General features: G+C 72.5%; 22 protein-coding genes and 1 pseudogene. 13 read left to right on the top strand and 10 right to left on the bottom strand.

The genetic code is table 11. From position 1 onward, the window contains the following. Nucleotides 1-96: 96 nt before the first annotated feature. A complete protein-coding gene (locus ACH4RC_RS25270) occupies nt 97-2,697 on the bottom strand; it encodes an ATP-binding protein (RefSeq protein ID WP_398204928.1) in 2,601 nt (866 codons plus the stop codon). Between the two features lie 88 nt (nt 2,698-2,785). Here ACH4RC_RS25270 and ACH4RC_RS25265 point away from each other — a divergent pair, with 88 nt between their 5' ends. Beyond that, nucleotides 2,786-3,295 carry a MarR family winged helix-turn-helix transcriptional regulator gene (locus tag ACH4RC_RS25265; RefSeq protein WP_398204927.1) on the top strand — a complete coding sequence of 170 codons (510 nt, stop codon included), beginning with the start codon at nt 2,786-2,788 and terminating at the stop codon, nt 3,293-3,295. After that, nucleotides 3,292-6,012, top strand: coding sequence for an FUSC family protein (locus ACH4RC_RS25260; RefSeq protein ID WP_398204925.1), 2,721 nt, complete (start codon nt 3,292-3,294; stop codon nt 6,010-6,012). Before ACH4RC_RS25265 ends, ACH4RC_RS25260 begins: the two co-directional genes overlap by 4 nt. Before the next feature lie 120 nt (nt 6,013-6,132). Here ACH4RC_RS25260 and ACH4RC_RS25255 read toward each other — a convergent pair whose 3' ends face one another. Next, the gene (locus ACH4RC_RS25255; protein ID WP_398204923.1) at nt 6,133-7,536 is read right to left on the bottom strand and encodes an SLC13 family permease; all 1,404 of its coding nucleotides are present in this window, start codon (nt 7,534-7,536) and stop codon (nt 6,133-6,135) included. Nucleotides 7,537-7,623: 87 nt separating this feature from the next. Between ACH4RC_RS25255 and ACH4RC_RS25250 the strand changes: the two genes are divergently transcribed. After that, nucleotides 7,624-8,025: a hypothetical protein gene (locus ACH4RC_RS25250; protein WP_398204920.1), complete on the top strand. Its 402-nt coding sequence runs from the start codon at nt 7,624-7,626 to the stop codon at nt 8,023-8,025. Between the two features lie 118 nt (nt 8,026-8,143). Next, the gene (locus ACH4RC_RS25245; RefSeq protein ID WP_398204917.1) at nt 8,144-8,671 is read left to right on the top strand and encodes a DUF5709 domain-containing protein; all 528 of its coding nucleotides are present in this window, start codon (nt 8,144-8,146) and stop codon (nt 8,669-8,671) included. A 43-nt stretch (nt 8,672-8,714) separates the two neighbouring features. Here ACH4RC_RS25245 and ACH4RC_RS25240 read toward each other — a convergent pair whose 3' ends face one another. Further along, a complete protein-coding gene (locus ACH4RC_RS25240; protein WP_398204914.1) occupies nt 8,715-8,885 on the bottom strand; it encodes a hypothetical protein in 171 nt (56 codons plus the stop codon). A gap of 104 nt (nt 8,886-8,989) precedes the next feature. On the opposite strand from ACH4RC_RS25240, the gene ACH4RC_RS25235 reads away from it, so the two are divergent. The 3 genes from ACH4RC_RS25235 to ACH4RC_RS25225 all read left to right on the top strand — a co-directional run bounded on the left by ACH4RC_RS25235 (nt 8,990) and on the right by ACH4RC_RS25225 (nt 11,362). Continuing rightward, nucleotides 8,990-9,784: an SDR family NAD(P)-dependent oxidoreductase gene (locus ACH4RC_RS25235; protein ID WP_398204911.1), complete on the top strand. Its 795-nt coding sequence runs from the start codon at nt 8,990-8,992 to the stop codon at nt 9,782-9,784. 43 nt (nt 9,785-9,827) lie between these two features. Then, the gene (locus ACH4RC_RS25230; protein ID WP_398204908.1) at nt 9,828-10,121 is read left to right on the top strand and encodes a YkvA family protein; all 294 of its coding nucleotides are present in this window, start codon (nt 9,828-9,830) and stop codon (nt 10,119-10,121) included. Between the two features lie 179 nt (nt 10,122-10,300). Next, nucleotides 10,301-11,362 carry a PP2C family protein-serine/threonine phosphatase gene (locus ACH4RC_RS25225; protein ID WP_398204905.1) on the top strand — a complete coding sequence of 354 codons (1,062 nt, stop codon included), beginning with the start codon at nt 10,301-10,303 and terminating at the stop codon, nt 11,360-11,362. A gap of 7 nt (nt 11,363-11,369) precedes the next feature. On the opposite strand, the gene ACH4RC_RS25220 is transcribed toward ACH4RC_RS25225, so the two are convergent. Then, nucleotides 11,370-11,942, bottom strand: coding sequence for a DinB family protein (locus ACH4RC_RS25220; RefSeq protein ID WP_398205168.1), 573 nt, complete (start codon nt 11,940-11,942; stop codon nt 11,370-11,372). A gap of 77 nt (nt 11,943-12,019) precedes the next feature. On the opposite strand from ACH4RC_RS25220, the gene ACH4RC_RS25215 reads away from it, so the two are divergent. The 3 genes from ACH4RC_RS25215 to ACH4RC_RS25205 are packed head-to-tail and all read left to right on the top strand — an operon-like array spanning nt 12,020 to nt 14,045. Beyond that, nucleotides 12,020-12,286 (top strand): hypothetical protein, encoded by a 267-nt coding sequence (locus ACH4RC_RS25215; RefSeq protein ID WP_398204903.1) that lies wholly within the window; start codon nt 12,020-12,022, stop codon nt 12,284-12,286. Nucleotides 12,287-12,341: 55 nt separating this feature from the next. Continuing rightward, nucleotides 12,342-13,565 carry a 4-hydroxybenzoate 3-monooxygenase gene (locus tag ACH4RC_RS25210; RefSeq protein ID WP_398204900.1) on the top strand — a complete coding sequence of 408 codons (1,224 nt, stop codon included), beginning with the start codon at nt 12,342-12,344 and terminating at the stop codon, nt 13,563-13,565. 18 nt (nt 13,566-13,583) lie between these two features. Beyond that, nucleotides 13,584-14,045, top strand: coding sequence for an SRPBCC domain-containing protein (locus ACH4RC_RS25205; protein WP_398204897.1), 462 nt, complete (start codon nt 13,584-13,586; stop codon nt 14,043-14,045). 65 nt (nt 14,046-14,110) lie between these two features. Here ACH4RC_RS25205 and ACH4RC_RS25200 read toward each other — a convergent pair whose 3' ends face one another. Genes ACH4RC_RS25200 through ACH4RC_RS25185 form a run of 4 tightly spaced genes read right to left on the bottom strand, consistent with a single transcriptional unit; the run spans nt 14,111 to nt 19,606 of the window. Beyond that, on the bottom strand, nt 14,111-16,489 hold the full coding sequence (locus ACH4RC_RS25200; RefSeq protein ID WP_398204894.1) for a beta-glucosidase: 2,379 nt from the start codon (nt 16,487-16,489) through the stop codon (nt 14,111-14,113). An 8-nt stretch (nt 16,490-16,497) separates the two neighbouring features. Then, nucleotides 16,498-17,337: a carbohydrate ABC transporter permease gene (locus ACH4RC_RS25195; protein WP_398205167.1), complete on the bottom strand. Its 840-nt coding sequence runs from the start codon at nt 17,335-17,337 to the stop codon at nt 16,498-16,500. A 2-nt stretch (nt 17,338-17,339) separates the two neighbouring features. After that, a complete protein-coding gene (locus ACH4RC_RS25190) occupies nt 17,340-18,305 on the bottom strand; it encodes a carbohydrate ABC transporter permease (protein ID WP_398204891.1) in 966 nt (321 codons plus the stop codon). Then, nucleotides 18,302-19,606, bottom strand: a complete 1,305-nt coding sequence (locus ACH4RC_RS25185; protein ID WP_398204888.1) for an ABC transporter substrate-binding protein — start codon at nt 19,604-19,606, stop codon at nt 18,302-18,304. Before ACH4RC_RS25185 ends, ACH4RC_RS25190 begins: the two co-directional genes overlap by 4 nt. Nucleotides 19,607-19,745: 139 nt before the next feature. On the opposite strand from ACH4RC_RS25185, the gene ACH4RC_RS25180 reads away from it, so the two are divergent. Beyond that, nucleotides 19,746-20,774 carry a LacI family DNA-binding transcriptional regulator gene (locus tag ACH4RC_RS25180; RefSeq protein ID WP_398204886.1) on the top strand — a complete coding sequence of 343 codons (1,029 nt, stop codon included), beginning with the start codon at nt 19,746-19,748 and terminating at the stop codon, nt 20,772-20,774. 299 nt (nt 20,775-21,073) lie between these two features. Continuing rightward, entirely contained in the window at nt 21,074-22,069 is a 996-nt protein-coding gene (locus ACH4RC_RS25175; RefSeq protein ID WP_398204883.1) for an alpha/beta hydrolase, read from the top strand. 6 nt (nt 22,070-22,075) lie between these two features. On the opposite strand, the gene ACH4RC_RS25170 is transcribed toward ACH4RC_RS25175, so the two are convergent. Beyond that, nucleotides 22,076-22,894 (bottom strand): SAM-dependent methyltransferase, encoded by an 819-nt coding sequence (locus ACH4RC_RS25170; RefSeq protein ID WP_398204880.1) that lies wholly within the window; start codon nt 22,892-22,894, stop codon nt 22,076-22,078. A 152-nt stretch (nt 22,895-23,046) separates the two neighbouring features. Then, nucleotides 23,047-23,277: pseudogene (locus tag ACH4RC_RS25165) on the bottom strand (sigma factor); the annotation flags it as partial. On the opposite strand from ACH4RC_RS25165, the gene ACH4RC_RS25160 reads away from it, so the two are divergent. Further along, nucleotides 23,230-23,781, top strand: a complete 552-nt coding sequence (locus ACH4RC_RS25160; protein ID WP_398204878.1) for a CU044_5270 family protein — start codon at nt 23,230-23,232, stop codon at nt 23,779-23,781. The pseudogene ACH4RC_RS25165 and the gene ACH4RC_RS25160 sit on opposite strands and share 48 nt — an antisense overlap. Nucleotides 23,782-23,787: the final 6 nt, after the last annotated feature.

Raw genomic sequence — 23,787 nt, 5'->3', positions numbered from 1 at the left:
GGCCCCCGGAGACGATGAGTGTGGTATGCCCGTTCTACGGGCGTGGACCGCTGCCCGGCATGCGCGCCGGGTACTCACTTCTGGCGTGACGGCTACCTACGTTCTGTCCGCGTCGAGCAGTCCGAGCTCTCGCGCGCGGGCGGCGGCCCGGTGCCGGGTGGGCGCGTCGAGCTTCTCCAGGACCGCGCGGACGTGGTTGTCGACCGTGCGGACGGAGACGACGAGCCGGTCCGCGATCTCCTGGTTGGTGAGCCCCTCCGCCAGGAACCGGACGACCTGGAGCTGGCGTGGCGTCAGGCCCGCGGGGTTGCGCCGCGTCGTCGCGTGCGGACCGCGCGGCACGTGCCGCACACCGAGCGCCCGCAGCTCGGCCCGGACCCGGCGGGCCAGCGGCAGCGCGCCGAGCGCGTCCAGCGTCGCGAGCGCGTTCAGCTTGACCGCCGGGTCCGGGCTCTCCGCGAGGGCCGCCGCGTGCTCGTACGGGAAACCGGCCTCCTGCCAGAGCCGGGCCGCCTTGTCCCACTGGCCCGCCGCCTGGAGCGCGTACGGGTGCCCGGAGTCGCCCGGTGCCACGGCCCGGCCCGCTTTGGTGAGCCAGTAGCCGAGTTCGGGCAGCTGCGGCGGGGCGGGCAGCTGTCCGGCGTGGGCGCGGACCGGTTCGACGGCTTCGAGGACGCCCGCCGGGTCGCCGCGCAGCCAGGCGGCCTCCGCGCGCGCCGCCGCCACCGGCGCGGTGCGCTGGAGCTCCCGGGTGCCGACGGCGATCCGCCACGCCTTGTCGAGCAGGTCGTCGCCGCCGGGCGTGCCGCGCCGGATGCGGATGCGGGCGAGGACGGTGAGCGCGGGGCAGCGGGCGGGCGGGAACACGTCGGTGCCGAGCAGCGCGAACCGTTCGGCCGCCGCCCAGTCGCCCGCGGCGAACCGGTGCAGCGCCCGCTCGACCTCGAAGTAGGTGAGGAACCCCAGATGCTCGGCGCGGTCCGCGAGGTCGATCGCGGGTGTCAGGAACCGGTCGGCGTCGGTGAGGCGCAGGTCGTCGAGGAGGAACCAGACGATGTTGGCGTAGGCGCGGCACGCGTGGTCCACCTCACCGGCGCCGAGCGCCACCCGCAGGCTCTCCTCCAGCTGCCGCTGCCCGGACGGGTCGCCCGAGCGCCAGCGGGCGCTGCCGACGTTGTTGAGCGCGTGCGTGAGGATCGGCTTGTCGTCGACCGAGCGGGCGAGCGCCATCGCCCGCTCGCCGTAGTCGACGGCCTGCGCGTACTCGTCGGCCAGCATGCGCAGCTGGGCGGTGTTGCTCAGCGCGAGCGCCAACAGCCGCTTGTCACCGGCCTGTTCCAGCACATCGAGCGCCTCGCGCGCGGCGGACTCCGCCTCGGCCGCGTCCCCCGCCCACCAGTGGATGCGCGACAGCCAGCGCAGGTCCGCGCCGAGCGCGCGCAGATCACCCTGTTCGCGGCGGAGCGCGACGGCGTCGCGCTGTGCGGAGACGGCGGCCTCCGAGTCCCCGATGGTGTAGCTCTCCACCGCGAACCGCTCGAGCAGGTCAGCGCGTTCGGCCGCGCCGAAGTGGTGCCGGTGGCGCAGGACGAGCCGCAGATGGGCGGCGGCCTCCCGGTGCGCGCCCGCCCGCGTGGCGTCCTGAGCGGCCCCGGGGCCGAACCGCGCCACCGCCCCGGCGTCCCCGGCCGCCGCAGCGTGGTGCACGATCCGGGACGGGTCGGCGCCCGCGGTCGCGGCCAGCGCGGCGAGCACGGCCCGGTCGAGCGCGATGCGGCGCGCGGTGGGCAGCGAGTCGATGATCGCGCGCCGGATGATCTCGTGCCGGAACGTCACCCGGTCCACGGCCACGACGAGCAGCCCGGCCCGCTCGGCCGCCGCGAGCGCGTCGTCGCCCCGGGGAAGGAGGGTGTCCACGAGCGGCCGCTCCACCGCCGACGGCACCACGGCCAGCTGTTCGAGGGCGTCCCTGGTGGCGTCGGTGAGGCCGCGCAGCCGAGCCAGTACGGCGTCGACGACGGTCGGCGGCACGTCGCCCGTGTCGCCCGCCGCGATCACCTCGGCGACGAAGAACGGATTGCCCGAGGTCACCGTGTAGACGTGTGCCGGATCGAGCTCCGCCGCCGCGCTCAGGACGCGTACGGCGTCGGGCGAGAGCGGGGCCAGCGGCAGCCGGTGCACCCGGGCCGCGCCCGACACGAGCCCGAGGAGCTGCCGGAGCGGGTGGCCGCGGCCCAGCTGGTCGTCGCGGTAGGTGAGGACGAGCACGGCGGGCAGCTTCTCGACGCGGCGCACGAGATAACGCAGGGCGTCGAGCGACGCCTCGTCGGCCCAGTGCACGTCCTCGACGACCAGGACGGCGGGGTGCGGGGCGCCGGCCAGCTCGGCGCGGAGCGCCTCGTGCACCCGGTGCCGGTCGCCGGCGTCGCGCAGCGCCCGCGCCAGCTCGGTGCCGACGCTGCCGACCAGGTCGCGCAGGGGTCCGAGGGGGCGGCCCGTGGCCAGGTCGTCGCACTGCCCGACCAGGAATCTGGCGCCGGGCGGCAGTACCCCTGGCACCGCTCGCACCAGGGACGACTTGCCGATCCCCGCCTCGCCGAGCACGAGCACGACGGAGCCCGCACCGGCCGTGGCCTCCCGTACGGCGCGCGCCAGCCGGTCCAGTTCGAGATCCCGCTCGAGGATCCCTCCGTCCACGCTCGGATTCTCCCACCGCGGGGGCGGCCGGGGGAGGGCCGATGGGCCCCGGTCAAGTGTTTGTATATCGCATGTATATAATTTCCATATGCATCTATCCTCGGAGTCCGCTGAGGCGCTTGCCGAAGCGCCCGCTGAGGGGTCCGCCGGGGCGCTGCGCATCGAAGGCGCCGCCCGGGGCCTGCTCCGCGGGATCGGAGAGCTGACCCAGGCCCTCTTCCGGGCCGGTGACTACGGGCTCACCCGCAGCCAGGTCGCCCTCCTCGACGCGCTCGAGGCGGGCCCGCGCCGCGTGACCGAGCTGGCCGCCGCCACCGGCATGGCGCAGCCGCGGGTCACCGTGATCCTGCAGAAACTCGCGGAGGCCGGTCTGGTGGAGCGCCACCGCTGCCCCGACGACCGGCGCGCGGTACGGACGTCGCTCACGACCGACGGCCGCGACCTGCTCGAACGCGGCCGCCAGCGGATGGCCACGGCCCTGCTCACCGCCCTCGAAGGCACCCTCGACGGCGGCATCGACGACTCCGAGCGCGCGGTCCGCACCGCGCGCGAAGCCATCGCCGTACTCGTCCGTTCCATGGAATCGGAGGCCAGTTGACCACCCCGGACACACTGCCGGACACCGCGACCCCGCACCCGGTCGCCGCCGCGGACCTCGCCCCCCACCGGGTCGCGGGCCCACGCAGATGGTGGGACTGGGTGCTCGCGGCCGACCCGGGGCTCGGCCAGCTCCAGGCCGGCTGGCGGTCCCTCGTCGCCATGGTCACCTCGCTCGCCGTCGGCTACGCCATGGCCGAGGCGCTCCACATCCCCGACATGATCGGCATGATGGTCGCCGGGATGATGGGCCTGATGAGCGCGTTCGCCGTCGCCGAGAACACCTGGGACCGGCTCGCCCGCGCCATCCTGTGGATGCCGTTCCCGTACACCGCCGTACTGTGGCTGTGCGCGAGCCTGAACGGGCACCGCACCACGCAGATGGTCCTGATGATCAGCGCGCTCGCGCTGACGTTCTTCCTCGCCAGGTTCGGGCCGCTGGCCCTGATCACCGGCATGATGCTGTTCAACGGCCTGATGGTCGGCATGCTCGCGGGCATCCCCGCCGCGCTCGTCGGCAAGGCGTTCGCCGTCGCCCTGGTCTCCGCCGCCGCCGTCCTCGCCACCCGCCTGCTGCTGTGCTACCCGATGCCCCGCGAGGACCTGCTCCGTACGCAGCGGGCCTTCGTCGTGGAGGCGCGGCGGGTGGCCGACGCCGCCGTCGACGCGCTCGACCCCGACGCCGACCCCGAGCGCGCGGTGCGCCGCATGGACCGCTCCCTGCGCCGCCTGAACATCACCACCGTCACCATCGACGGCCGCCTCGCCCAGCCCGAGATCGCCGCCGACCCGGCCGCCGCGGAACTCCTGCACCGCCACCTCTTCGACGCCGAACTCGCCCTGCGCGGCATCGGCCAGGCCACCACCGAACTGACCCGCCGCCCCGTCCCCGGACCCCTGCGCGAAGCGCTCGCCGTCGGCCTCGTCCTGGCCCGCGACACCCCGCTCGGCCAGGCCGAAGGGCTCCGCCCGGTCGCGGCCCGGATCCAGGACGGCGCCGAGGCGATCCTGCGGGACGCCGCCGCCCCGGCCGACGACGTCGAGGCCGCCGTCCTCGCCCGCCGCATCGGCCACCTCCTGGAGTCGCTCGCCGACTCCCTGCGCAACTGGCTCACCGTCGGCCACACCACCTCCACCAGCGCAGCCGACGTCCCCTTCCAGCCCACCGTCGCCCTGGAGAACAACCGGCTGCCCGGCTCGGCGGGCCCCGCCCGGCGCGTCCTCGCCGCGGGCTCGGAGACCGGCTGGCGCCGCGCCATCCCGTTCGTCCGCGTCCCCGCGCACGCCGCCGTCGCCGCGGCCGTCGTCTGCCCGATCGCCGACGCCATCGACCCGCACCGTTTCTACTGGGGCCTGGTCGGCGTCATGATCACGCTGTTCGGCACCAACACCACCCACGAACGCCTGCGCAAGTTCGGCCACCGCATGGTCGGCACCGTCATCGGCGCGGTCCTCGGCATCGTCGTCCTGCACCTCATCGGCCGCGACCACGTCTACGCCACCCTCGCCGTCATCGTCGCCGGGCTCGCCTTCGGCGCCTGGGGCATGCAGCGCGCCTACGCCTGCTGGGTCGTCGGCCTGGTCGTAGCCCTCGTCCAGCTCTACGCCCTGACCACGCCAGACAGCGGCATGAACCACCTGCTCGGCGAGCGGCTCCTCGACAACGGCATCGGCGTACTCGTCGCCACCGCCTGCGCCGCCCTGATCTTCCCGCTGTCGCGCCGCACCGTCGTCAAGGAGGCCGAACGCGGCTACGTCGACGCGCTCGCCCAGGTGATCGCGCAGGTGGAGCAGCGCTGGTCCCGGCCGGACGAGCCGGTCCGCCTGCGCGGCGCCGCCCGCGCGGTGGACGCCGCCCTCAGCCAGGTGCAGAGCGTCGTACGGCCCCTCGTGCGGATGCCGCTCGGCGTGCGCGGACCCGCCGCCGAGCACCGCGCGGCGCTCCTCGCCACCGCGACCGGCCACGCCAGGGCGCTCGCCGTCGCCGCCGACATCGACGTGGACCTGGCACCCCGCCTGGCCGAGCGCGCGCGGCTGATCACCACGACCCTCACCGCGTCGCTCAAGGAGCTGGACCGGTTCTTCGCGAGCGGCGGCGAACAGGAGGGGGCGGAGGCCGGTAGCGGTACGGATACGGGTACGGCTACCCGTACCGGCACTGGCCCCGGCACCGGCCCCGGCGCCTGGCGTCGCATCAGTCCGCTCGTCCGTGAGCTGGAGGCCGAACTCGCCCCCGCCGCACCCGGACCCCGCGCCCGCCGCCTGGCCACCGCGCTGCGCGAGCTCGACGCCCTCGACGAGACCCTCGCCGCCTACGCCGAACAGGCCGGCCTCCCCGTCGCCGCCGAAGGCCGCACCGCGCAGGCCCTTGCCACCCCGATGCAGCGGCGCACCCGCTCCCTCGTGGCCGCCTGGAACGAACCGCGGCACCGCGAGCCCGCCCGCACCGGCGCCGCCCGCGTCGAGGGCAGCGTCCACTGCGCGGCGCACCCCGACGGCTGCCCCGCCTGGGTGACGGTCATCAGCGCCCGCGGCAAGCGCCTCGCCAAGTCGCCGGTCACCGGCGGACGTTACGTGGTGGAAGCCCTGCCGCCGGGCACGCACACCCTGGTGATCTCCGGCTCCCGGCACACGCCGCGCGCCGAACTGGTCACCGTGGCGGGCCCGTCGGGAACGGTGCGCCACGATGTCGAACTGGGGGCGGGCGCCCACACCTGATCAGGGAGCACCCCTGGCTCGTCACCGCGTACGTGCCGGGGCCCTCGCTCGCCGACACGGTCTCGACGCACGGCGCCCTGCCCGTCGAGACCGTGCTGCTGCTCATCGCGGTGGCAGGTCTCAGCCGAACCCCGGCACCACGAACGCCAGCCACACCGCCGCCGGGGCGACGATCACGACCCCCGCGCCGTAGAGCATCAGCTTCCGGAAGAACCGGTCCCGGTCGACGTCCTCCGCGTTGGCCAGGACCAGCGCCCCGTTGGTGGAGAACGGGCTGACGTCGACCACCGTCGCCGAGACGGCGAGCGCCGCCACCATGCCCACCGCGCCGACCTCGCCCGCCGCGAGGAACGGCACCGCCAGCGGGATCAGCGCGCCCATGATGCCGACGGACGAGGCGAACGCCGAGACGATTGCGCCGATGTAGCAGAGCAGCAGCGCCGCGAGCAGCGGGACCCCGATGTCGCTCACGCCCTCGCCGGCCCACTTGATCGTGCCCATCTCGTCCAGGACGCCGACGTAGGTGAGGACACCGCAGATCAGGAAGACGGTGGTCCAGGAGATGTCGGCGACCGCGGTCTTGCTGGTCGCCGGCCATACGACGCTGAGGACCACCGCGATGGTGATGGCCGTCAGACCTACGTCGAGGTCGAGGACGAGCGCGCCGACGACCAGCGCGACCAAGCCCGTGAGGGTGGCGATGCGGGGGCCGTCCAGGCGCGGGACGTCCGGCAGTTCCCGGGGTTCCCGGGGTTCCCGGAATTCCCGGGGTTCCCGGAGTTCCCGGGGCAGACCCGGATCGGCCGGTCCGACCTCTTCCGGGCTGCCGGGACTGCCAGGACTGCCGAAATTTCCGGGACTGCCGGTGCCGCCACCGGAACCGCCCACCGCCACCGCGGCACGCTCCGGCACCCGGGCGGGAACACCGCCGCGCCGCATCAGAACCACGTACACGATCCCCGCCACGACCGTGTTCACGACGAGGCTCGCGAGGAAGAGGGCGCCCTCGTTGCCCGGCAGGTGCTCGCGGTCGACGATGCTGTTGACCGTCGAGCCGTAGACGCTGGTCGGGGAGAAACCGCCCGCCTGCGCCCCGTGCACCACCATGATCCCCATGAGCAGCGGGCTGATCCCGTACTGCGCGGCGAAGCCGAGCGCGAGCGGCGCCACGATCGCCACCGCCCCCGGGCTGACGGCGCCGATCGCGGTGAGCGCCGCGGTGACGGCGAACATGACCCACGGGATGAGCGCGACCCGGCCGCCCACCATGCGGACCGAGGCGTGCACCAGCCACTCGGTCGTGCCGTTGGCGCGGGCGATGGCGAAGAGGTACGTGACCCCGGCGAGGACGACGAACAGGTCCCCGGGGAACCCGGCGAACACGGCGTCCGCGTCGAGGTCGGCGGCGAGCCCGCCCACGGCGAACGCGGCGGCGAAGGCGAGGGCGCCCATGTTGACGGAGCGGGTGGTGGCTATGACGAAGATGACGGCCAGGACGAGGATGGAGAGCAGCTCTGCGGACATCGGCGAACTCCGATTGGTCGATTGGCTCAGCCAATTTCTCCATGCCGCATGAGCCTGTCAATGAGCTGGACGTGAAAAGATCTCCCGATGACGATCGAGTACGCGCGCTACGAAGCGGCCACGCCCGATGAACACGGCCGCCACAAGGGGGTGTTCGGCCTGGTCAACAACCTCGGCCGGGCCGGCCGGCTCACCCCGGAGCAGGAGCGGTTCCGGCGCGGGAACAACTCCTGGTACGACGCCGCGTACACCGACCCCTCCACCGTCGACCCGACGGTCTACGACCCCGCGGTCAACCCGGACGCCGCGGCCTGGTTCAAACCGACGGCCACGCATCTCTTCGAGCGGCTCCCCGGCTACCTGGAGATCCTCGACGCGCACGGCGTCGCCTGGCGCCGGGCGGTCTCGGCCGACCCCGGCCGCGTCGTCTACGAGGACGACGTGCAGATAGTCGTGGTGCCGCACCCGTCCGAGCCTCATCTGACGTGAGGTGATTGCGCCCCGGATGAGCGGATAAGCGGCCGACATGCGTGACCTGGCGCAGGCTGGTTACGTGACGGAACGGGGACGGAGTCCTACGGGGCGGAAAGAGACGAGGTGACACGGCATGACCGACGGGAACGACGACGCGCTCATGGGCGACGAGGTCTACCAGCCGAGCGACGAGCCGGAGGCGCGTGACGACGAAGGCGTCCTGGAGGCGGAGGACACCCTGACGGACCGTGGCGTCGACCCGCACGACGAGGGCTACTCGCCGCCGGAGCGGCCGCTGGGCGTGGATCACAAGGGCACCACGTCCGCCGAGCAGCGCGACGGCGAGACCCTGGACGAGCGCCTCGCCGAGGAGCGCCCGGACCCCGTCGTGGACGAGTACGAGGCCCTGGAGTCCGGCGACGAGGACGACGACGAGATCGGCGACCTGGAGGGCGGCGAGGGCGAACCGCTCGACGACGAGGTCGGCGAGGACCGCGCGGGCCGCCTCCTGGCCCCGGACGAGGGCGCCCACGAGGACGCCGAGAAGGACATGCTGGCCGAGGACGTCGGTATCGACGGCGGTGCCGCGTCGGCGGAGGAGGCCGCGGTGCACGTGGTCGACGAGGACGCCGAGGACGCCGAGAGCCCCGGCCGGCTCTGAGCGGGTCGGCCGCACACCTGTCGCGGCCCTTCCCGCGGAGCGCTCAGCGCCCGTACGCGGTCGCCGTCAGCATCAGGGCGACCGAGGTGAAGGCCGCCAGGAGCGCGAGGACCGGCGGGCCGAGGGTGATGTCGTCCGTCGCGCACCGGCGGACGATGACGCCCACGCAGACCACGCTGAGCGCTCCCAGGACCATCGCGGCGATGATGAGCACGGCGTCGGCCTCCTCGGATCGGTTGCGCCCCCCTCTCGGTCCACATCCTCGCCCGCCGCAGCACCCCCCGCCACGCAGAGGACACGGAACAAAGGAGACGGAACATGCGGATCGATCTGAAGGGGCGTAACGCCCTGGTCACCGGCTCCACGCAGGGGATCGGCGCGGCCATCGCCACGGGTCTGGCGCGGGCCGGGGCGCGCGTCGGCGTCAACGGACGTTCGGCCGGCCGGGTGGAGGAGGCGATCGCGGAGCTGGCCGCGCGGACGCCCGGCGCGGAGCTGGTGCCGGTGGTCGCGGACGTCGCCACCGAGGAAGGCGCCCGCAGCGCCGCCGAGGCGCTTCCCGAGGTCGACATCCTGGTCAACAACCTCGGCATCTTCGGCTCCGCCGAACCGCTGGAGATCAGCGACGACGAGTGGCGGCGCTACTTCGAGGTCAACGTCCTCGCGGGCGTCCGCCTCACCCGCCTGTTCCTGCCCGGCATGATGGAGCGCGGCTGGGGCCGGGTGCAGTACATCGCCAGCGACTCGGCGGTCGTGGTCCCCGCCGAGATGATCCACTACGGCATGTCCAAGACGGCCCTGCTCTCCGTGAGCCGCGGCTTCGCCAAGCGGGCCGCGGGCACGGGGGTCACGGTGAACTCGGTGCTCGCGGGCCCCACCCACACCGGCGGCGTCGAGGACTTCGTGTACGAACTTGTCGACCGAAATCTGCCCTGGGACGAGGCGCAGCGCGCCTTCATGCGCGAGCACCGCCCGCAGTCCCTGCTCCAGCGCCTGATCGAGCCGGAGGAGATCGCCAACATGGTCGTCTATCTCAGCTCCGACCAGGCTTCGGCGACCACCGGAGGTGCGGTCCGGGTCGACGGCGGGTACGTGGACTCCATCCTGCCGTGAGCGCGGGTGTCCGGAGCGGTACCGGGACAGGGGTGGACGACTGATGGACGGCAATACGTGGTTCGTCCTCGCGGCGGTGGCGGCCGTGGTGATGCTGATCGCCGCGCTCTACCTCCTCGTACGCGTCTTCCAGGCGCGGAAGCTGCTGGTCGACGCGGGGATCCCGATGCGCAGCAAGGCCCTGTTCTGGACCGCCGTGGTGTACACGATCTCCCCGGTCGACCTGCTTCCCGACCCCATCTACCTCGACGACATCGGGATCCTGCTCGTCGCGCTGAAGTCGCTGCACTCGGCGGCCCGCGCCGTCAGGCCGCCGTCGGAGCGGGTACGGCCTTGACGGGTGTGCCCCTGCTCACGGGTACGCCCTCGATCAGCGCCGTCGGCGGCCGAAAAGGCACCCCGCACTGCGATCGGGTAACGACATCGCTCCAGACTCATGAAGCCCCAAGAAAACACGCATACGCTCAGGAACCGACGGAAGCGACTGACCAGGCGTCCGGGCGGGGGAGCGATGCGATGAACGTGCCGACAAGCCGTGACGGGCGGGTGCTGCCCGCCCTGCCGTACTACGTGATGGCGCTCGTCGCCGTCGTCGAACTGGCCACGCCCTCGGGATTCGGCCTCATGCCCCTGATGTCGCTCGGCCCCGCCTTCGCGGGCCTCGTCGGCAGCAAGCGGCGCACCGCCCGCATCGGCGCCCTCGCCGTCCTGCTCTGCGTCATGCTCGCCGCCTGCGAGGGCGAACTGGGCAGACGGCGCGTCTACATCGCGTCGATCAGCATCGCGGGCGTCACCGCGGCGGGCCTGCTCGCCGTCGCGTTACGGCAGCGGCGCGACGCCGAACTGGCCAGCGTCCGCTCCATCGCCGAGGTCGCCCAGCGCGTCCTGCTGCGGCCCGTGCCCCGCGTCGCGGGCGAACTGCGCGTCGCCGTCTCCTACACCTCCGCCGTCGCACAGGCCCGTATCGGCGGCGACCTGTACGAGGTCGTGGTCGCCGCCGGTGCGACGCGGGCCCTCATCGGCGACGTACAGGGCAAGGGCCTCGAAGCGGTGGAGACGGCGGCGCTCGTCCTCGGCGCCTTCCGTGAAGCCGCCCACGACGAACCCGAACTGGCCGGACTGGGGCGCCGGTTGGCCCGCGCGGTCGACCGGGAGCTGGAGGGCGAGCGGTTCGTCAGCGCCCTGCTCGTCGAGGTCCCGGCGGGCGGCCGGCACGTCAGGTTCCTCAACTTCGGCCACCCGGCGCCGCTCATCGTCCGCGCCGACGGCTCCACCCTCTTCCCGGAACCGCCCGCGTACGCGCTGCCGCTCGGCATCGGCGTGGAGGGCGGGGAGCAGCCCGCCCCGTACTCCGTCGACTTCGCCCCCGGCGACCAGCTCCTCCTCTACACGGACGGGGTGAGCGAGGCGCGCGACGGCGCCGGGGACTTCTACCCCCTCGCCGACCGCGTGGCCCTGCTCAAGGACCCCGACGCGGAGGCCGCCATCGAGCGACTGCGCACCGACCTCGTGGACCACGCGAAGGGGCCGCTGCACGACGACGCGGCGATGCTGCTGCTCCGCCACCGCCAAGGCTGACCGGGCCCTACGCGTCCCTGACCTGCTCGGCCAGGCTCTGGAGCCGGTCGTGGTATCCCCGCCAGTACGCCGGATCCCGCGAGGGCAGGCTGTCGTTGTCCGCGCGCCAGCCCACCGCCCCGTCCAGGCCCTCCCGCAGAATGTCGGCGTGCCCGGCGTGGCGCTGCGTGTCGCCGAGCACCCGGACCAGGAGGTGGTGCAGCGTCGTCTCCCGCTTGCCCTCCTGCCACCACGGCACCGAGCCGACCGTGCCGAGCGGCAGCTCACGCACCGAGGCGTCGGCGTGCGCCCAGGCCCGCCGGTAACAGTCCACGACCAGTTCGCGCGACTCGTCGGCGGTGGCGTACAGGTCCTCGTCCGGGTCCGGCATCGGCACGTCGTGCGGCCTGCCGAACACGTCGCAGAGGTAGCCCAGCTCCACCATGGTCGCGTGCTTGACCAGGCCGAGCAGGTTGGTCCCCGTCGGTGTCAGCGGGCGCCGGACGTCGTACTCCGACAGCCCTTCGAGCTTCCACAGCAAGGCGTCACGGGCCTGCTGCAGATAGAGGAGCAGGTCAGTCTTCTGTCCGGTCTCGCTCATGCCGTCACTCATGCCGTCACTCATGCGGGGAGTCTGCCTCATCGGCCGTTGTCAGTGGCGGCTGCGAGGGTGGGGGCATGGACGAACAGGAGCTCATGCGCGGCAGGGTGTACGGCGCGGACCACGAGGACGCGGGTCCGCGCCCCGGTCGTGCCTACGCGCAGTTGATCGGCGGTCCGCTGGACGGGCTCCTCCTGGACGTCACGGACCGGCCCGCCGAGCGGGCGTCCACCGCCGTCGCCCTGCCGACCGAACTGGCCGCGTTCGGACCGGGAGGCCGCGCCGTGTACGGGCCCCTGGACACCGACGGGCGCCGCTTCGTCTGGCAGGGCGACACCCCGTGAGCACTCCGTGGACCGAGGGCCTGGCGCGGACCGGGACCGTCGCCATAATGGCCGCGTGACCCCCTCCGAGAATCGCGGGAACCATGGGAACCACGTCCCGGTCGTGATCGTGGGAGCAGGACCCGCCGGGCTCACCCTCGGCAACATCCTGCGCGCCGGCGGGATCCACTGCGTGATCCTGGAGTGCGAGACCCGAGCCTTCATCGAGCAGCGGCCGCGCGCGGGCGTGATCGAGGAGTGGGCGGTACGCGGCCTGGACCGGCGCGGCCTCGCCAAGCACCTCCTCGCGCGCGCGGAGCGCCACACCGCGTGCGAGTTCCGCTTCGAGGGCGAGCGGCACCCGTTCCCGTACGGCGAACTGACGGGCAGTCACCACTTCGTCTACCCCCAGCCGCTCCTGGTCACCGACCTCGTGCGCGAGTACGCCGAGGTGCGCGGCGGTGACATCCGCTTCGCCGTCCGCGACGTACAGCCGCACGACATCGACACGGACCACCCCTCGGTCTCGTACACCTGCCCCGGCACCGGCCGCCGCGAGATCCTGCGGTGCGACTTCGTGGCCGGGTGCGACGGCGCGCGCGGAGCGATTCGGGCCGCGCTGCCCGCCGACCGGATCCGCGTCGCGCGCCACGACTACGGCATCGGCTGGCTGGCGCTGCTCGCACAGGCGCCGCCCTCGGCGGACCGCGTGCTGTTCGGCATGCACCCCGACGGGTTCGCGGGCCAGATGCCGCGCAGCCCCGACGTCACCCGCTACTACCTCCAGTGCCCGCCCGGCGACGACCCGGACGGCTGGTCCGATGAGCGCGTCTGGGACCAGCTCCGCCGGCGCCTCGCGGCGGACGGCGCCGCGCCCCTCGTCCAGGGCCCGCTCATCGAGAAACGCGTCCTCGACATGCACGACTACGTCGTCGAGCCGATGCGCCACGGCCGCCTCTTCCTGGCCGGGGACGCCGCACACCTCGTCGCCCCCATCGCCGCCAAGGGCATGAACCTCGCTCTGCACGACGCGTTCCTCCTCGGCGACGCCCTCACGGCCCACGTCCATGGAGCGCCGGACGCCGAGGGTCTGTTGCGGGGGTACTCGCAGGCATGCCTGCGCCGCGTCTGGGACTACCAGGAGTTCTCGCAGTGGCTCTCGGAGCTCTACCACGGCACGGCCACGGGCGACCCGTTCCGCACGGGCACCACACTGGCCCGGCTGCGCCGCCTGTTCACCTCACGGCACGCCGCCGCCGCGTTCGCCGAGCAGTATCTGGGCGCGGCGGACCGCTACTGACGCGGCTAGCCTTGCGCCATGTACGAGACACGGATGTCCCGGCATGTCGCCGCCCCGCCCGCCGCCGTCTACCGTGCGCTCCTCGACGCGGACGCGGTCGCCGCGTGGCGGACACCGGACGGGATGCGCGGCCACGTCCACACCTTCGAGGCGCGCGAGGGCGGCCGGTTCCGCGTCTCGCTCGCCTACGACACCCCCACCGCCACCGGGAAGTCGGACGCGCACACCGACACGTACTCCGGCACGTTCGTCCGGCTGGTCGTGGACGAACTGGTCGCCGAGGAGCTGGCTTTCGAGACCGACGACCCGGCGCTGCGCACCACCATGACCATGACCACCACACTCACCCCGGCCGAGGGCGGCACCGACGTGCTCCTCGTCCATACGGGCGTCCCGGACGCCGTTCCCGCCGCGGACAACGAGACGGGCACCCGTATGGCGCTGGCGAAACTGGCCCGGTACGTGGAGGGCGCGGTCTGAGGATCACACGTGTGCCCCAGCCTGTTCCGGGCCGGGGCACACGTGGCTGGGGCACGTGCAGGCGCTCAGGCGCCGGGCACCCTCTCCGCCGTGAACCGGGCATGCAGGGCCCGCCCGTGGTCGACCTCCCGCACCGCCCCGGTCAGCGTCACCCGCGCCGTCAGCAGCGGACGCGTGCTCGACGCGCTCAGGCGCAGCTCCAGATCGCCGGGTTCGACGACGCGCCGCCCCGCGCGGCCGGTGAAGGAGGCCAGGTCGGCGGGGACCCGCGCGCGGACCCGGACCGCCTCGCCCGGCGCCAGTTCGTCGAGGCGTACGTAACCGACGAGCCGCTGCACGGGCTGGACGACCGAGGCGACCGGATCGTGCAGGTAGAGCTGCACGACCTCGGTGCCGGGCCGCGTGCCGGTGTTGCGCACCGTGCACGCCAGCTCGAAATGCCCGTCGGTGGGCGCCACTTGAGCGGGCACCTCCAGGTCCGTCCACTCGAACGTCGTGTACGCCAGACCGTGCCCGAAGCCGAACGCCGGGCCCGGGTCCAGGTTCGACACCTCGGAGGCGTGCCCGAGGCGCGCCGCGAGATACGTCGCGGGCTGCGCCCCGGACTGCCGGGGCACACCGACCGGGAGCCGGCCCGAGGGACGTACCCGGCCGCTGAGGACGCCGGCCACCGCGCGCGTGCCCTCCTCGCCGGGGAAGAAGGTCTGCACGACGGCGGCGGCCTCCTCGACCGCGCGGCCGAGGACGTAGGGGCGTCCCGCCAGCAGCGTCAGGACCACAGGTGTGCCCGTGTCCAGAAGCGCGTCGAGCAGCTCCTGCTGCGCCCCGGGCAGGGTGAGCGAGGCGACGTCGCAGCCCTCGCCGCTGGTGCCGCGCCCGAACAGCCCGGCCCGGTCGCCGAGTACGGCTACGACGATGTCGGCGCCCCGCGCGAGTTCGACGGCGGCCGCGAAGCCGTCCCCGCGCTCGGCGTCCACCGCGTCGAGCCCCGGGGCCGTGACGATCTCACTCCCCGGGAACTCCGCCGCCAACGCCTCGTGCAGCGTGGGCAGTTCGATGCCGTCCGGCGTGCCGGGCGTACGGCTGCCGACGTGCACGGGGAACGAATAGCAGCCCAGGACCGCCGTGGGGACGTCCGCGAGCGGGCCGATCACGGCGATGCGAGGCGCCGGGGCGAGGGGAAGCGTCCCGTCGTTGGTCACCAGGACCACCGCCTCCTCCGCGACCCGGCGGGCCAGGTCACGGTTGCCCGCCGGGTCCAGGTCGACCGTCCCGCGCGCGTCTTCCGTATCCACGCCCGCGAGGGCCGCCGGGGCGGGGTCCCAGTCGGGGTCGAGCAGACCCAGCTCGGCCTTCTGCGCGAGGACCCGGCGAGCCGCGCGGTCCACCAGGTCCTCGGGGACGAGCCCGTCCGCGATCGCCTTGCGCAGGGGCTCGCCGAACGCCTTGACCGTCGGAAGCTCCACGTCGACGCCGGCCGCGAGCGCCGTACCGGCCGCATCGCCGAGCGAGCCCGCCACCCCGTGCAGGGTCTGGAGGAACGCGACGGCGAAGTAGTCGGCGACGACCGTCCCGGCAAAGCCCCACGTGTCGCGCAGCAGCCCGGTCAGGAGCCGCTCGTCGGCGGCGGAGGGCATGCCGTCCGTGTCGGTGTAGGCGTGCATCACCGACCGCACACCGCTCTCCCGGATCGCCATCTCGAACGGTGCGAGCACCACGTCGGCGAACTCGCGCGGCCCCATGGAGACCGGCGCCAGATTGCGCCCGGCCCGCGACGCCGAATAGCCGGCGAAGTGCTTCAGCGTGGCGACGACGCCCGCCGACTCCAGGCCCTGGACGTAGGCGGTGGCGACGGTGCCGACGAGGTAGGGGTCCTCGCCGATCGTCTCCTCGACGCGGCCCCAGCGCATGTCCCTCACGACGTCCAGGACCGGGGCGAGGCCCTGGTGGACGCCGACCGCGCGCAGGTCGCGGCCGATCGCCGCCGCCATCTCCCGCACGAGGTCCGGATCGAAGGTGGCGCCCCAGGACAGCGGCACCGGGTACGCGGTCGCGCCCCAGGCGGCGAACCCGGAGAGGCACTCCTCGTGCGCGAGCGCCGGGATGCCGAACCGGTTCGCCGCCGCGATCCGGCGCTGGGTGCGGGCGAGGGAGAGGGCGCCGAGGGCCGGGTCGACGGGCGCGGACCCGAACGGCCGGGTCAGCTGGCCGAGCCCTTGCGGAAGCAGCTCGTCGAGGTCGACCGCCTCCTCCATGTCGTGCTGGTAGGGGGCGACGTCGCCGCCCTCCGCGGAGGCGCCCACCCAGACGCCGTAGAGCTGGGCGATCTTCTCGTCGAGGGACATCGCGGCGAGCAGGGCGTCGGCCCGGTCGCCGGGGGAGGCGCCCGGGTCGCGCCACAGCGGGGTGGCGGACGGGCCGGGTTCCTGGGCCGCTCGGGTCATGTGGTCGGTCACTTTCCTCCGACTCCCATCAGCCCCTGGACCAGGGCGCGACGGGCGAACAGGTAGACGATCAGGATGGGGAGCATGGACAGCACGACCGCGGAGAGCAGGCCGGGGATGTCGACACCGTGCTCGGTCTGGAAGTCGAAGAGACCCATGGTGATGACCTTGGTGTCCGCGGACTGCGTCAGGACGAGCGGGAAGAGGAAGCCGTTCCACGCCTGGAGCGCGGAGTAGACGGTGATGGTCGACAGGCCGCTGCGGGACAGCGGAAGGACCAGGCGGAAGAAGATCCGCCACGGGGTCGCGCCGTCCATGGTCATGGCCTCGTACAGCTCGGACGTGATGTCCCGCATGGCGCCCGTCAGGATGAGGGTGCACACGGGCATGGCGAAGGCGGCCGTCGGCAGGATGACGCCGATGAGGTTGTCGTAGAGCCCTGCCTCGCTGATCACGTAGAACATCGGCACGATGACGGCCTGCGCGGGGATCGCGAGTCCGAGCAGGAACAGCCGGAACACCCCGCCGGTCAGCCGTCCCGTACCGCGCACGATGGCGTACGCGAGCGGCGGCACGAGCAGCAGCACGATGCCGACCACGCAGACCGTGACGACGAACGTGTTGAAGAAGTACTGGCCGAAGCCGCTGTTGAAATTGGCGGTGTAGTTGTCGAGTGTGAAGTGGTGGGGGAGGGAGAGCGGACCGCTCGCCCCGTAGTCGGCGCGCGACTGGAACGTGGCCACCAGCATCACGTACAGCGGGAGCCCGACCAGGAACAGCCAGATCAGCGAGGAGAAGCCGGCGAGGTAGTTGGGTCGCTGACGACGGCCCGCCGTGGTTTTGGCGATGCTCACAGGCCCTCCATCTGGCTGCGCATCTTGTCGTAGCCGGACAGCCGCACCATGACGAGCGAGACGATCGTGGCGACGAGGACGAGGAGGAGGCCGACCGCGGAGGCCGAGCCGTAGTCGAAGCTCTTGAACGCCTTCTGGTACATGTAGTACGCGCTGATGGTGGTGTCCGTGCCGGGGCCGCCCTGGGTGAGGATCAGCACCGTGTCGAACGTCGTGAGGCCGCCGACCACCATCAGGATTCCCGAGGTGATGATGGAGTTGCGCAGCTGCGGCAGGGTGATGTGGAAGAACTGGCGGACCGTGCCCGCGCCGTCGATCTGCGCCGCCTGGTAGAGCACCGGCGGCACCGCGCGGGCCGCGCCCTGGTAGATCAGCGTGTGCAGGGGTGTGAACTGCCAGGTGCTGACGAAGACCAGGACGCCGATGGCGCTGGCCTGGTGGCCGAAGAGGTTGCCGTCGCCGAACAGCCAGGTGGCCTGTGCCGGTACGCCGAAGTTCGGGTCGAGGACGGCCCGCCACAGGACGGACACGGCGGCGGCGGACAGCAGCAGCGGCACGAAGTAGATGGCGGACAGGATGGCCCGGTTGCGCTGGTGGCCCGCCGCCCAGACGCCGAGCAGGAGACTGAGCGGTGTCTGTACGACGACGCCGAGCACGGTGAGGAGCACGCTGAGCCAGAGGCTCTGGAGCAGCACCGGGTCGTCGAAGATCTTGCGCCAGTTGTCGAGGCCGACGAACTCCGGGTCGGTCAGTCCGTTCCAGCTCGCGAAGGACAGGACGGCGACCAGGATGAGCGGGACGAGCGCGAACAGGCCGAAGAAGACCGCGGCGGGGACGGCCCAGCCGACGCCGGGGCGGCCCACCCCGGCGCCGTACTCCTTGTTCTTCCGGCGCGGGGGCGCCGCGGGGACGCCCTCACGTTTCCCGGCCGGGCGCCGCTCGGTGATGAGGTCGCTGGTCATGACGTGGGCAGGGCCTGCATCGCCTTGACGAAGCCGTCCTCGTCGATGGAGCCGTTGAAGAACTGCTGCACGGCCTGGTGCATGGCGGTCGACGCGGACTGCGGATAGGCCTGGTCCCACGACAGCTGGAAGGAGGGCGCCTTCTTCACGAGGTCGTACTGGAACTTGGCGTAGTCGGGGCTGGCCGCCTCGTCCAGGTGGTCCGCCGTGTTGGTCGTGGTCGGCAGGTTGCCGATGCCGAGGTGGGCCTTCACGAACGCGTCCGAGTACTGCATCTTCAGGAACTCGGCGACGGCCTCGGGGTGCTTCGTCTTCTTCAGCACCGAGTAGAAGTTGTTGGTGTTGCCGACGAGGTTGTCCTGCTCACCCTTGCCGCCGGAGACGGTCGGGAACGCGGTGTACCCGAAGTCCTTCTTCGCGAACTCGGGGTGCGCCTCCTGCTGGGTCGAGTACTCCCACGAGCCCATCAGCTCGAAGGCGGCCTTCCCGGTGGCGAGCAGGGTGGGCGAGCCCTGGTCGGTGAACTTCACGGAGTCGTAGTTCTTGCCGAACGCCCCGGCGTCGACCAGCTCGCGGATCATCGAGAGCGCCTTCTTGCTGTCGGCGCTCTCCCACGCCGACTTGTCGCCCTTGAGCGCCTTGTCGAACAGGCCGGGGCCCGCGATGCGGTCGTAGAGGTACTCGAACCACATGAGCGTCGGCCACTGGTCGCCGCCGCCGAGCGCGATCGGCGTGACGCCCCCGGCCTTCAGCTTCTTGACCGCGGCGAGCAGTTCGTCCCAGGTCGCGGGCGGGGTGACACCCGCCTCGTCGAGGACCTTCTTGTTGTGGAAGAGGAGCACCGGCTGGGTGCCGCGCATGGGTATGCCGTACGGCTTGCCGTCGACCGTGGCGCTGTTGAACACCGACGGCAGGAAGTTGGACTTGAGCTTCGGGTCCTTGGCGATGAAGTCGTCCAGGGGGAGCAGCAGACCGGCGTCGACGAACGGCTTGATGGAGCCGCCGCCCCAGTTGTAGAAGACGTCCGGGGCCTGCTTGCTGCTGATGATCGTCTGCAGCTTCGCCTGGTACTCGGCGCCGGGGATGGTGTCCAGGACCGCCTTGACGTCGGACTTCTTGTTGAAGTCGGCGATCAGCTGCTTCTCGACCTTGTTGGCCGAGTCCCCGTACACCAGGACGTGAATCTTCCCGTCACCGTCACCGACCGAGTCGGAGCCGCCGCACCCGGCGAGAGTGAGCAGCAGGGTCAGAACGGCACCGCCGGCGACGACAGTTCTCGGCAACCGTACGCGTGGAGTCATGGTTTCGCCTTTCGAAACTCTTTCGGTCAATGTGCCGAAAGTTCACACGCCGGGACGCTAGGTGTCGCCCGTAGAGGGGTCAACCCCGCGTCAGCGAGTTATCAAAGCGTTACGAGGCGGGGAAAGTTGGCGGTGCCTTATGCTCCTCACCATGCGAGAGGACGAGGAACTGGGCCGCATCACCCTGGCGCAAGTGGCTCAGGAGGCGGGGGTCTCCATTTCGACAGTTTCGAAAGTGCTGAACGGGCGTCAGGACGTCGCCGGGCGGACACGTGTGAAGGTGGAGCGCCTCCTGGAGGAGCACGCCTACCGGCGCACGACCCGCGCCGCCCGGGAGGCCCCGCTCATCGAGCTGGTCTTCCACGAGCTGGAGAGCGTGTGGGCCCTGGAGCTGATCCGTGGTGTGGAGAAGGTCGCCAAGGCGCACCAGGCGAGCGTGGTCCTGACCGAGAGCGGTACGCGGCAGGCGCCGGGCCCCGAGTGGATCGAGGGCGTGCTCCAGCGCAGGCCGCGCGGTGTCGTCCTGGTCTTCTCGGCGCTGCCCACCGAGGTCAAGCAGCGGCTGCGCTCGCGCTCCATCCCGTTCGTCATCATCGACCCGGCGGGCGACCCCGACCCGGACGTGCCCTCGGTCGGCTCGGCCAACTGGAACGGCGGCCTCGTCGCCACCCGGCACCTGATCGAACTCGGCCACCGGCGCATCGGCATCATCACCGGGCCCGGCGACATGCTCTGTTCCCTGGCCCGCCTGGACGGTTACCGCTCCGCGCTGAGCATGGCCGGCCTCCCCGCCGACCCCGCGCTCGTGCGGTACGGCGACTTCCACGTCGAGGGCGGCCGCGAGCGCGCCGTGGACCTGCTCGACCGGGACGACCCGCCGACCGCGATCTTCGCGGGCAGCGACCTCCAGGCGCTCGGCGCCCTGGAGGCCGCCCGCCTGCGTGGCCTGCGCGTCCCGGAGGACCTGTCGATCGTCGGCTACGACGACGTGCCCCTGGCCCAGTGGTCGAGCCCGGCCCTGACCACGGTGCACCAGCCGCTGCGGCAGATGGCCGAGGAGGCGGTGCAGATGCTGATGCGGCTCCGCGTGCGGGAACCGGTGACGACGCGGCTCGAACTGGCGACGAGCCTGGTCGTACGCAAGAGCACGGCGCCGCCTTCGGCGTAGACGGCCGCGCGGGGAGCGGCGCGCGACGGCCGGATGAATTGCGTGTACATGCCTTGACGGGTGGTCTCGACCAGCCGCACCGTTTGCGGGGGCTCCCGCGCCCGTGCTGCGGGGGCTCCCGCGCCCGTAATCCTTGCTCGTCGTCCGTCGAGCGGTGTCCCGTGGGGGGTTCGTGAACAGGTCATCAACGACCCGTCCGACGCGACGGGTGAACGCCCCGCGGGTGACGCCCTGCTGATCACCCCCGGCCGACCCATGCGACCTTCGGCCGATCCATGTGACCTTCGACGGGAGCCGCCATGACCGCCACCCCGTACCGCCGCATCCGCGCGAGACGTCTGCTGCTCGTCGTCGCCGCGCTGCTCTTCACTCTCCTGCCCCACACCCCCGCCGTCGCCGCCGAGGGCCGGGGCGGCGCCGAGGTCGTCGGTGTCACCCAGGTCGCCGAGCGCCAGGTGGATCTGTCCGTACGGTCCTCCGCGCTCGGCGATCGCACGGTCAAGGTCCGCCTCCTGACGCCCGACGGCTGGAACCCGAAGGACCGCAAGCGGCACTGGCCGACGCTCTGGCTGCTGCACGGCTGCTGCGGTGACTACACGTCCTGGACGAGCAGGACCGACGTCGCCGGGACCGAGGACCTGCGGAACGTCCTCGTCGTCATGCCGGAGGCGGGCTGGAACGGCTGGTACAGCGACTGGTGGAACTACGGCGAGGGCGGCGCCCCGGCCTGGGAGACCTTCCATACCGAGGAGTTGCGCGGGCTCCTGGAGAGCGACTGGGGCGCGGGCGGCCGCCGCGTCGTCGCGGGTCTGTCCATGGGCGGCCAGGGCGCCCTCATGTACGCCGCCCGGCACCCGGGCATGTTCAGGGCCGCCGCGGCCTACTCCGGCTCCGCGCACCCGCTCCTGAACGACGAGTCCGTCGACCGGATCATGGGTTTCTTCGCGGGCCAGGGCGACGACCCGCGCAAGGTCTGGGGCGACCCCGTCGCGCAGCGCGCCGTCTGGGCCGCCCACGACCCGTACCACCTGGCCCGGCGCCTCACGGCTCTGCCCGTCTACCTCTCGTGCGGCGACGGCACCGCGGGCCCGCTGGACCAGCCGGGCGCCACCGACGCCCTCGAAGCGGACTTCGACCGGCAGAACCACGCGCTCGCCGACGAACTCCACCGCCTTGGCGCCCGCCGTCTGACCACCCACTTCTACGGGGCGGGCACACACACCTGGGCTTACTGGCAGCGGGAGCTGCACGCCTCGCTGCCGATGCTGCTCCGGGGGCTCGGGGTACGCGGCTGAGGCGGCTCACGGCTTGCGGCCGACGCCGCCGTAGCTGCTGACCGGCGCCGGCACCCCGGCGCCGGTCACCGCGGGCCGCCACCGCGACACCGAGGTCAGTCCGGGCTCGGCCAGTTCGAGACCGTCGAAGAACCGGGCGATCTGCGCCGGGCTGCGATTGACCCGCGGGTTGTCACTGGTGTTGTTCCACTGCTCGACCATCGCCCGCGTCGCCTCCGGGTGGTACTCCGCCGTGCTGTCGCACAGGACGAGGTGACTGCCGCCGGGCAGCGCCGACTTGAGCTCCTCGACGAGGGTGTAGGCGTGGTCGTCGGTGACATGGGCGACGACGCCGAGCAGCATCAGCGCGACCGGCTTGTCGAAATCCAGGGTGTGGGCCGCCTGGCGCAGGATGCTCGCCGGGTCGCGCAGATCCGCCTCGATGTAGTCCGTCGCCCCCTGCGGCGTACTCGTGAGCAGCGCCTCCGCGTGGCGCAGGACGACCGGATCGTGGTCCACGTAGACGATCCGGGCGCCCGGGTCGTGGCGCTGGGCGACGTCGTGCGTGTTGTCGATGGTGGGGAGCCCCGTACCGATGTCGAGGAACTGCAGGATGCCCGCGTCCTGGACGAGGTGGGAGACCGCCCGCGCGAGGAACGCCCGCTGCGCACGCGCCACGTGCACGATCTCCGGGTTGACCGCCTGGATGGCGTCGCCGACCTCGCGATCGACCTCGTAACAGTCCTTGCCGCCGAGCCAGTAGTTCCAGATCCGGGCCGAATGCGGTGCCTGGCTGTCCCGCTGGGACTTCTCCAGCGCCTTCTCCGGCGTCTTCTCCTGGGTCACGAGCTGCCTCCGGGGTGGTCGGGTCCGGCGTGCTGCCTCAAGGTCGAAACAGCGTAGTACGTTGATCGCGCGACGCACGGCGTGCGGGTATGGCACAGATCACAGGAACTCCGCCGGGGCGGCGGAGAGGTCATCACTGTGAGGGACACAGAGACGGCGCGCAGGCGGCGGGCGTCGTCGACGCGTCCGGCGACCTCGGGCGCGAACTCGGCGATCACCTCCGGCTCCCGATGGCGGGCCAGGTAGGCGATGCGGCGGCGCAGGCCGCGCCGGGCGTTCTCGGCCTTGTGCGTGGCCATGCCGAGGAGCCAGGGGCGCAGGGACCCTCCGTCGTCGTGCAGGCGTTCCCTCGCCCGCCAGGCGGTCAGGAACGTCTCGGACAGGACGCCGAACCGGGCGACGACAAGGGCACGCCCGCCGGCCTCGGCCGCCCCACGTACAACTGGCTGGCGTCACTGCCCACCGACCCCGACAAGCTGCTCACGTACCTGTACGCGAGGACGCCGAAGTCCGGGGAGGAGGGGCAGGAGCGGGACCAGGCGGTCTTCGAGGAGATCGGCTCGCTGGTCGGCACGGTGATGCCGCCCGGGACGGCCGCCGCGCTCCACCGGGCGGCGGCCCGGATCCCCGGCGTGAGCGAGGCGCCCGACGCCCAGGACGCCATCGGCCGCAAGGGCGTCGGAATCTCCCGCGACGACACGACCTTCGGCACCCGCACCGAATGGGTCTTCGACAAGAAGGACCTGCACCTTCTGGGCTCCCGCACCTACCTGATCAGGGACACGCGGTACGGCGAGGCCGGAACGCTCATGTCCGGCGAGGCCGTGCTCGCCCAGGCGGTGGTCGACAAGGCGGGTGAGACCCCGGCCGTGTCGGAGCAGAGCTGACCCGCT

Source organism: Streptomyces sp. NPDC016845, from assembly GCF_044332585.1.
Taxonomy (GTDB): domain Bacteria; phylum Actinomycetota; class Actinomycetes; order Streptomycetales; family Streptomycetaceae; genus Streptomyces.
This window is presented reverse-complemented; position numbering and strand designations above follow the sequence as displayed.

Excerpts from the sequence above, each read along its gene's own strand:
- ACH4RC_RS25250 (WP_398204920.1), top strand. The coding sequence starts at position 7,624 with ATGACGATCGAGTACGCGCGCTACGAAGCGGCCACGCCCGATGAACAC.
- ACH4RC_RS25245 (WP_398204917.1), top strand. The coding sequence starts at position 8,144 with ATGACCGACGGGAACGACGACGCGCTCATGGGCGACGAGGTCTACCAG.
- ACH4RC_RS25230 (WP_398204908.1), top strand. The coding sequence starts at position 9,828 with ATGGACGGCAATACGTGGTTCGTCCTCGCGGCGGTGGCGGCCGTGGTG.
- ACH4RC_RS25225 (WP_398204905.1), top strand. The coding sequence starts at position 10,301 with ATGAACGTGCCGACAAGCCGTGACGGGCGGGTGCTGCCCGCCCTGCCG.
- ACH4RC_RS25220 (WP_398205168.1), bottom strand. The coding sequence starts at position 11,942 with ATGAGCGAGACCGGACAGAAGACTGACCTGCTCCTCTATCTGCAGCAG.
- ACH4RC_RS25180 (WP_398204886.1), top strand. The coding sequence starts at position 19,746 with ATGCTCCTCACCATGCGAGAGGACGAGGAACTGGGCCGCATCACCCTG.
- ACH4RC_RS25205 (WP_398204897.1), top strand. The coding sequence starts at position 13,584 with ATGTACGAGACACGGATGTCCCGGCATGTCGCCGCCCCGCCCGCCGCC.
- ACH4RC_RS25175 (WP_398204883.1), top strand. The coding sequence starts at position 21,074 with ATGACCGCCACCCCGTACCGCCGCATCCGCGCGAGACGTCTGCTGCTC.
- ACH4RC_RS25265 (WP_398204927.1), top strand. The coding sequence starts at position 2,786 with ATGCATCTATCCTCGGAGTCCGCTGAGGCGCTTGCCGAAGCGCCCGCT.
- ACH4RC_RS25190 (WP_398204891.1), bottom strand. The coding sequence starts at position 18,305 with ATGACCAGCGACCTCATCACCGAGCGGCGCCCGGCCGGGAAACGTGAG.
- ACH4RC_RS25255 (WP_398204923.1), bottom strand. The coding sequence starts at position 7,536 with ATGTCCGCAGAGCTGCTCTCCATCCTCGTCCTGGCCGTCATCTTCGTC.
- ACH4RC_RS25235 (WP_398204911.1), top strand. The coding sequence starts at position 8,990 with ATGCGGATCGATCTGAAGGGGCGTAACGCCCTGGTCACCGGCTCCACG.
- ACH4RC_RS25215 (WP_398204903.1), top strand. The coding sequence starts at position 12,020 with ATGGACGAACAGGAGCTCATGCGCGGCAGGGTGTACGGCGCGGACCAC.
- ACH4RC_RS25185 (WP_398204888.1), bottom strand. The coding sequence starts at position 19,606 with ATGACTCCACGCGTACGGTTGCCGAGAACTGTCGTCGCCGGCGGTGCC.
- ACH4RC_RS25200 (WP_398204894.1), bottom strand. The coding sequence starts at position 16,489 with ATGACCCGAGCGGCCCAGGAACCCGGCCCGTCCGCCACCCCGCTGTGG.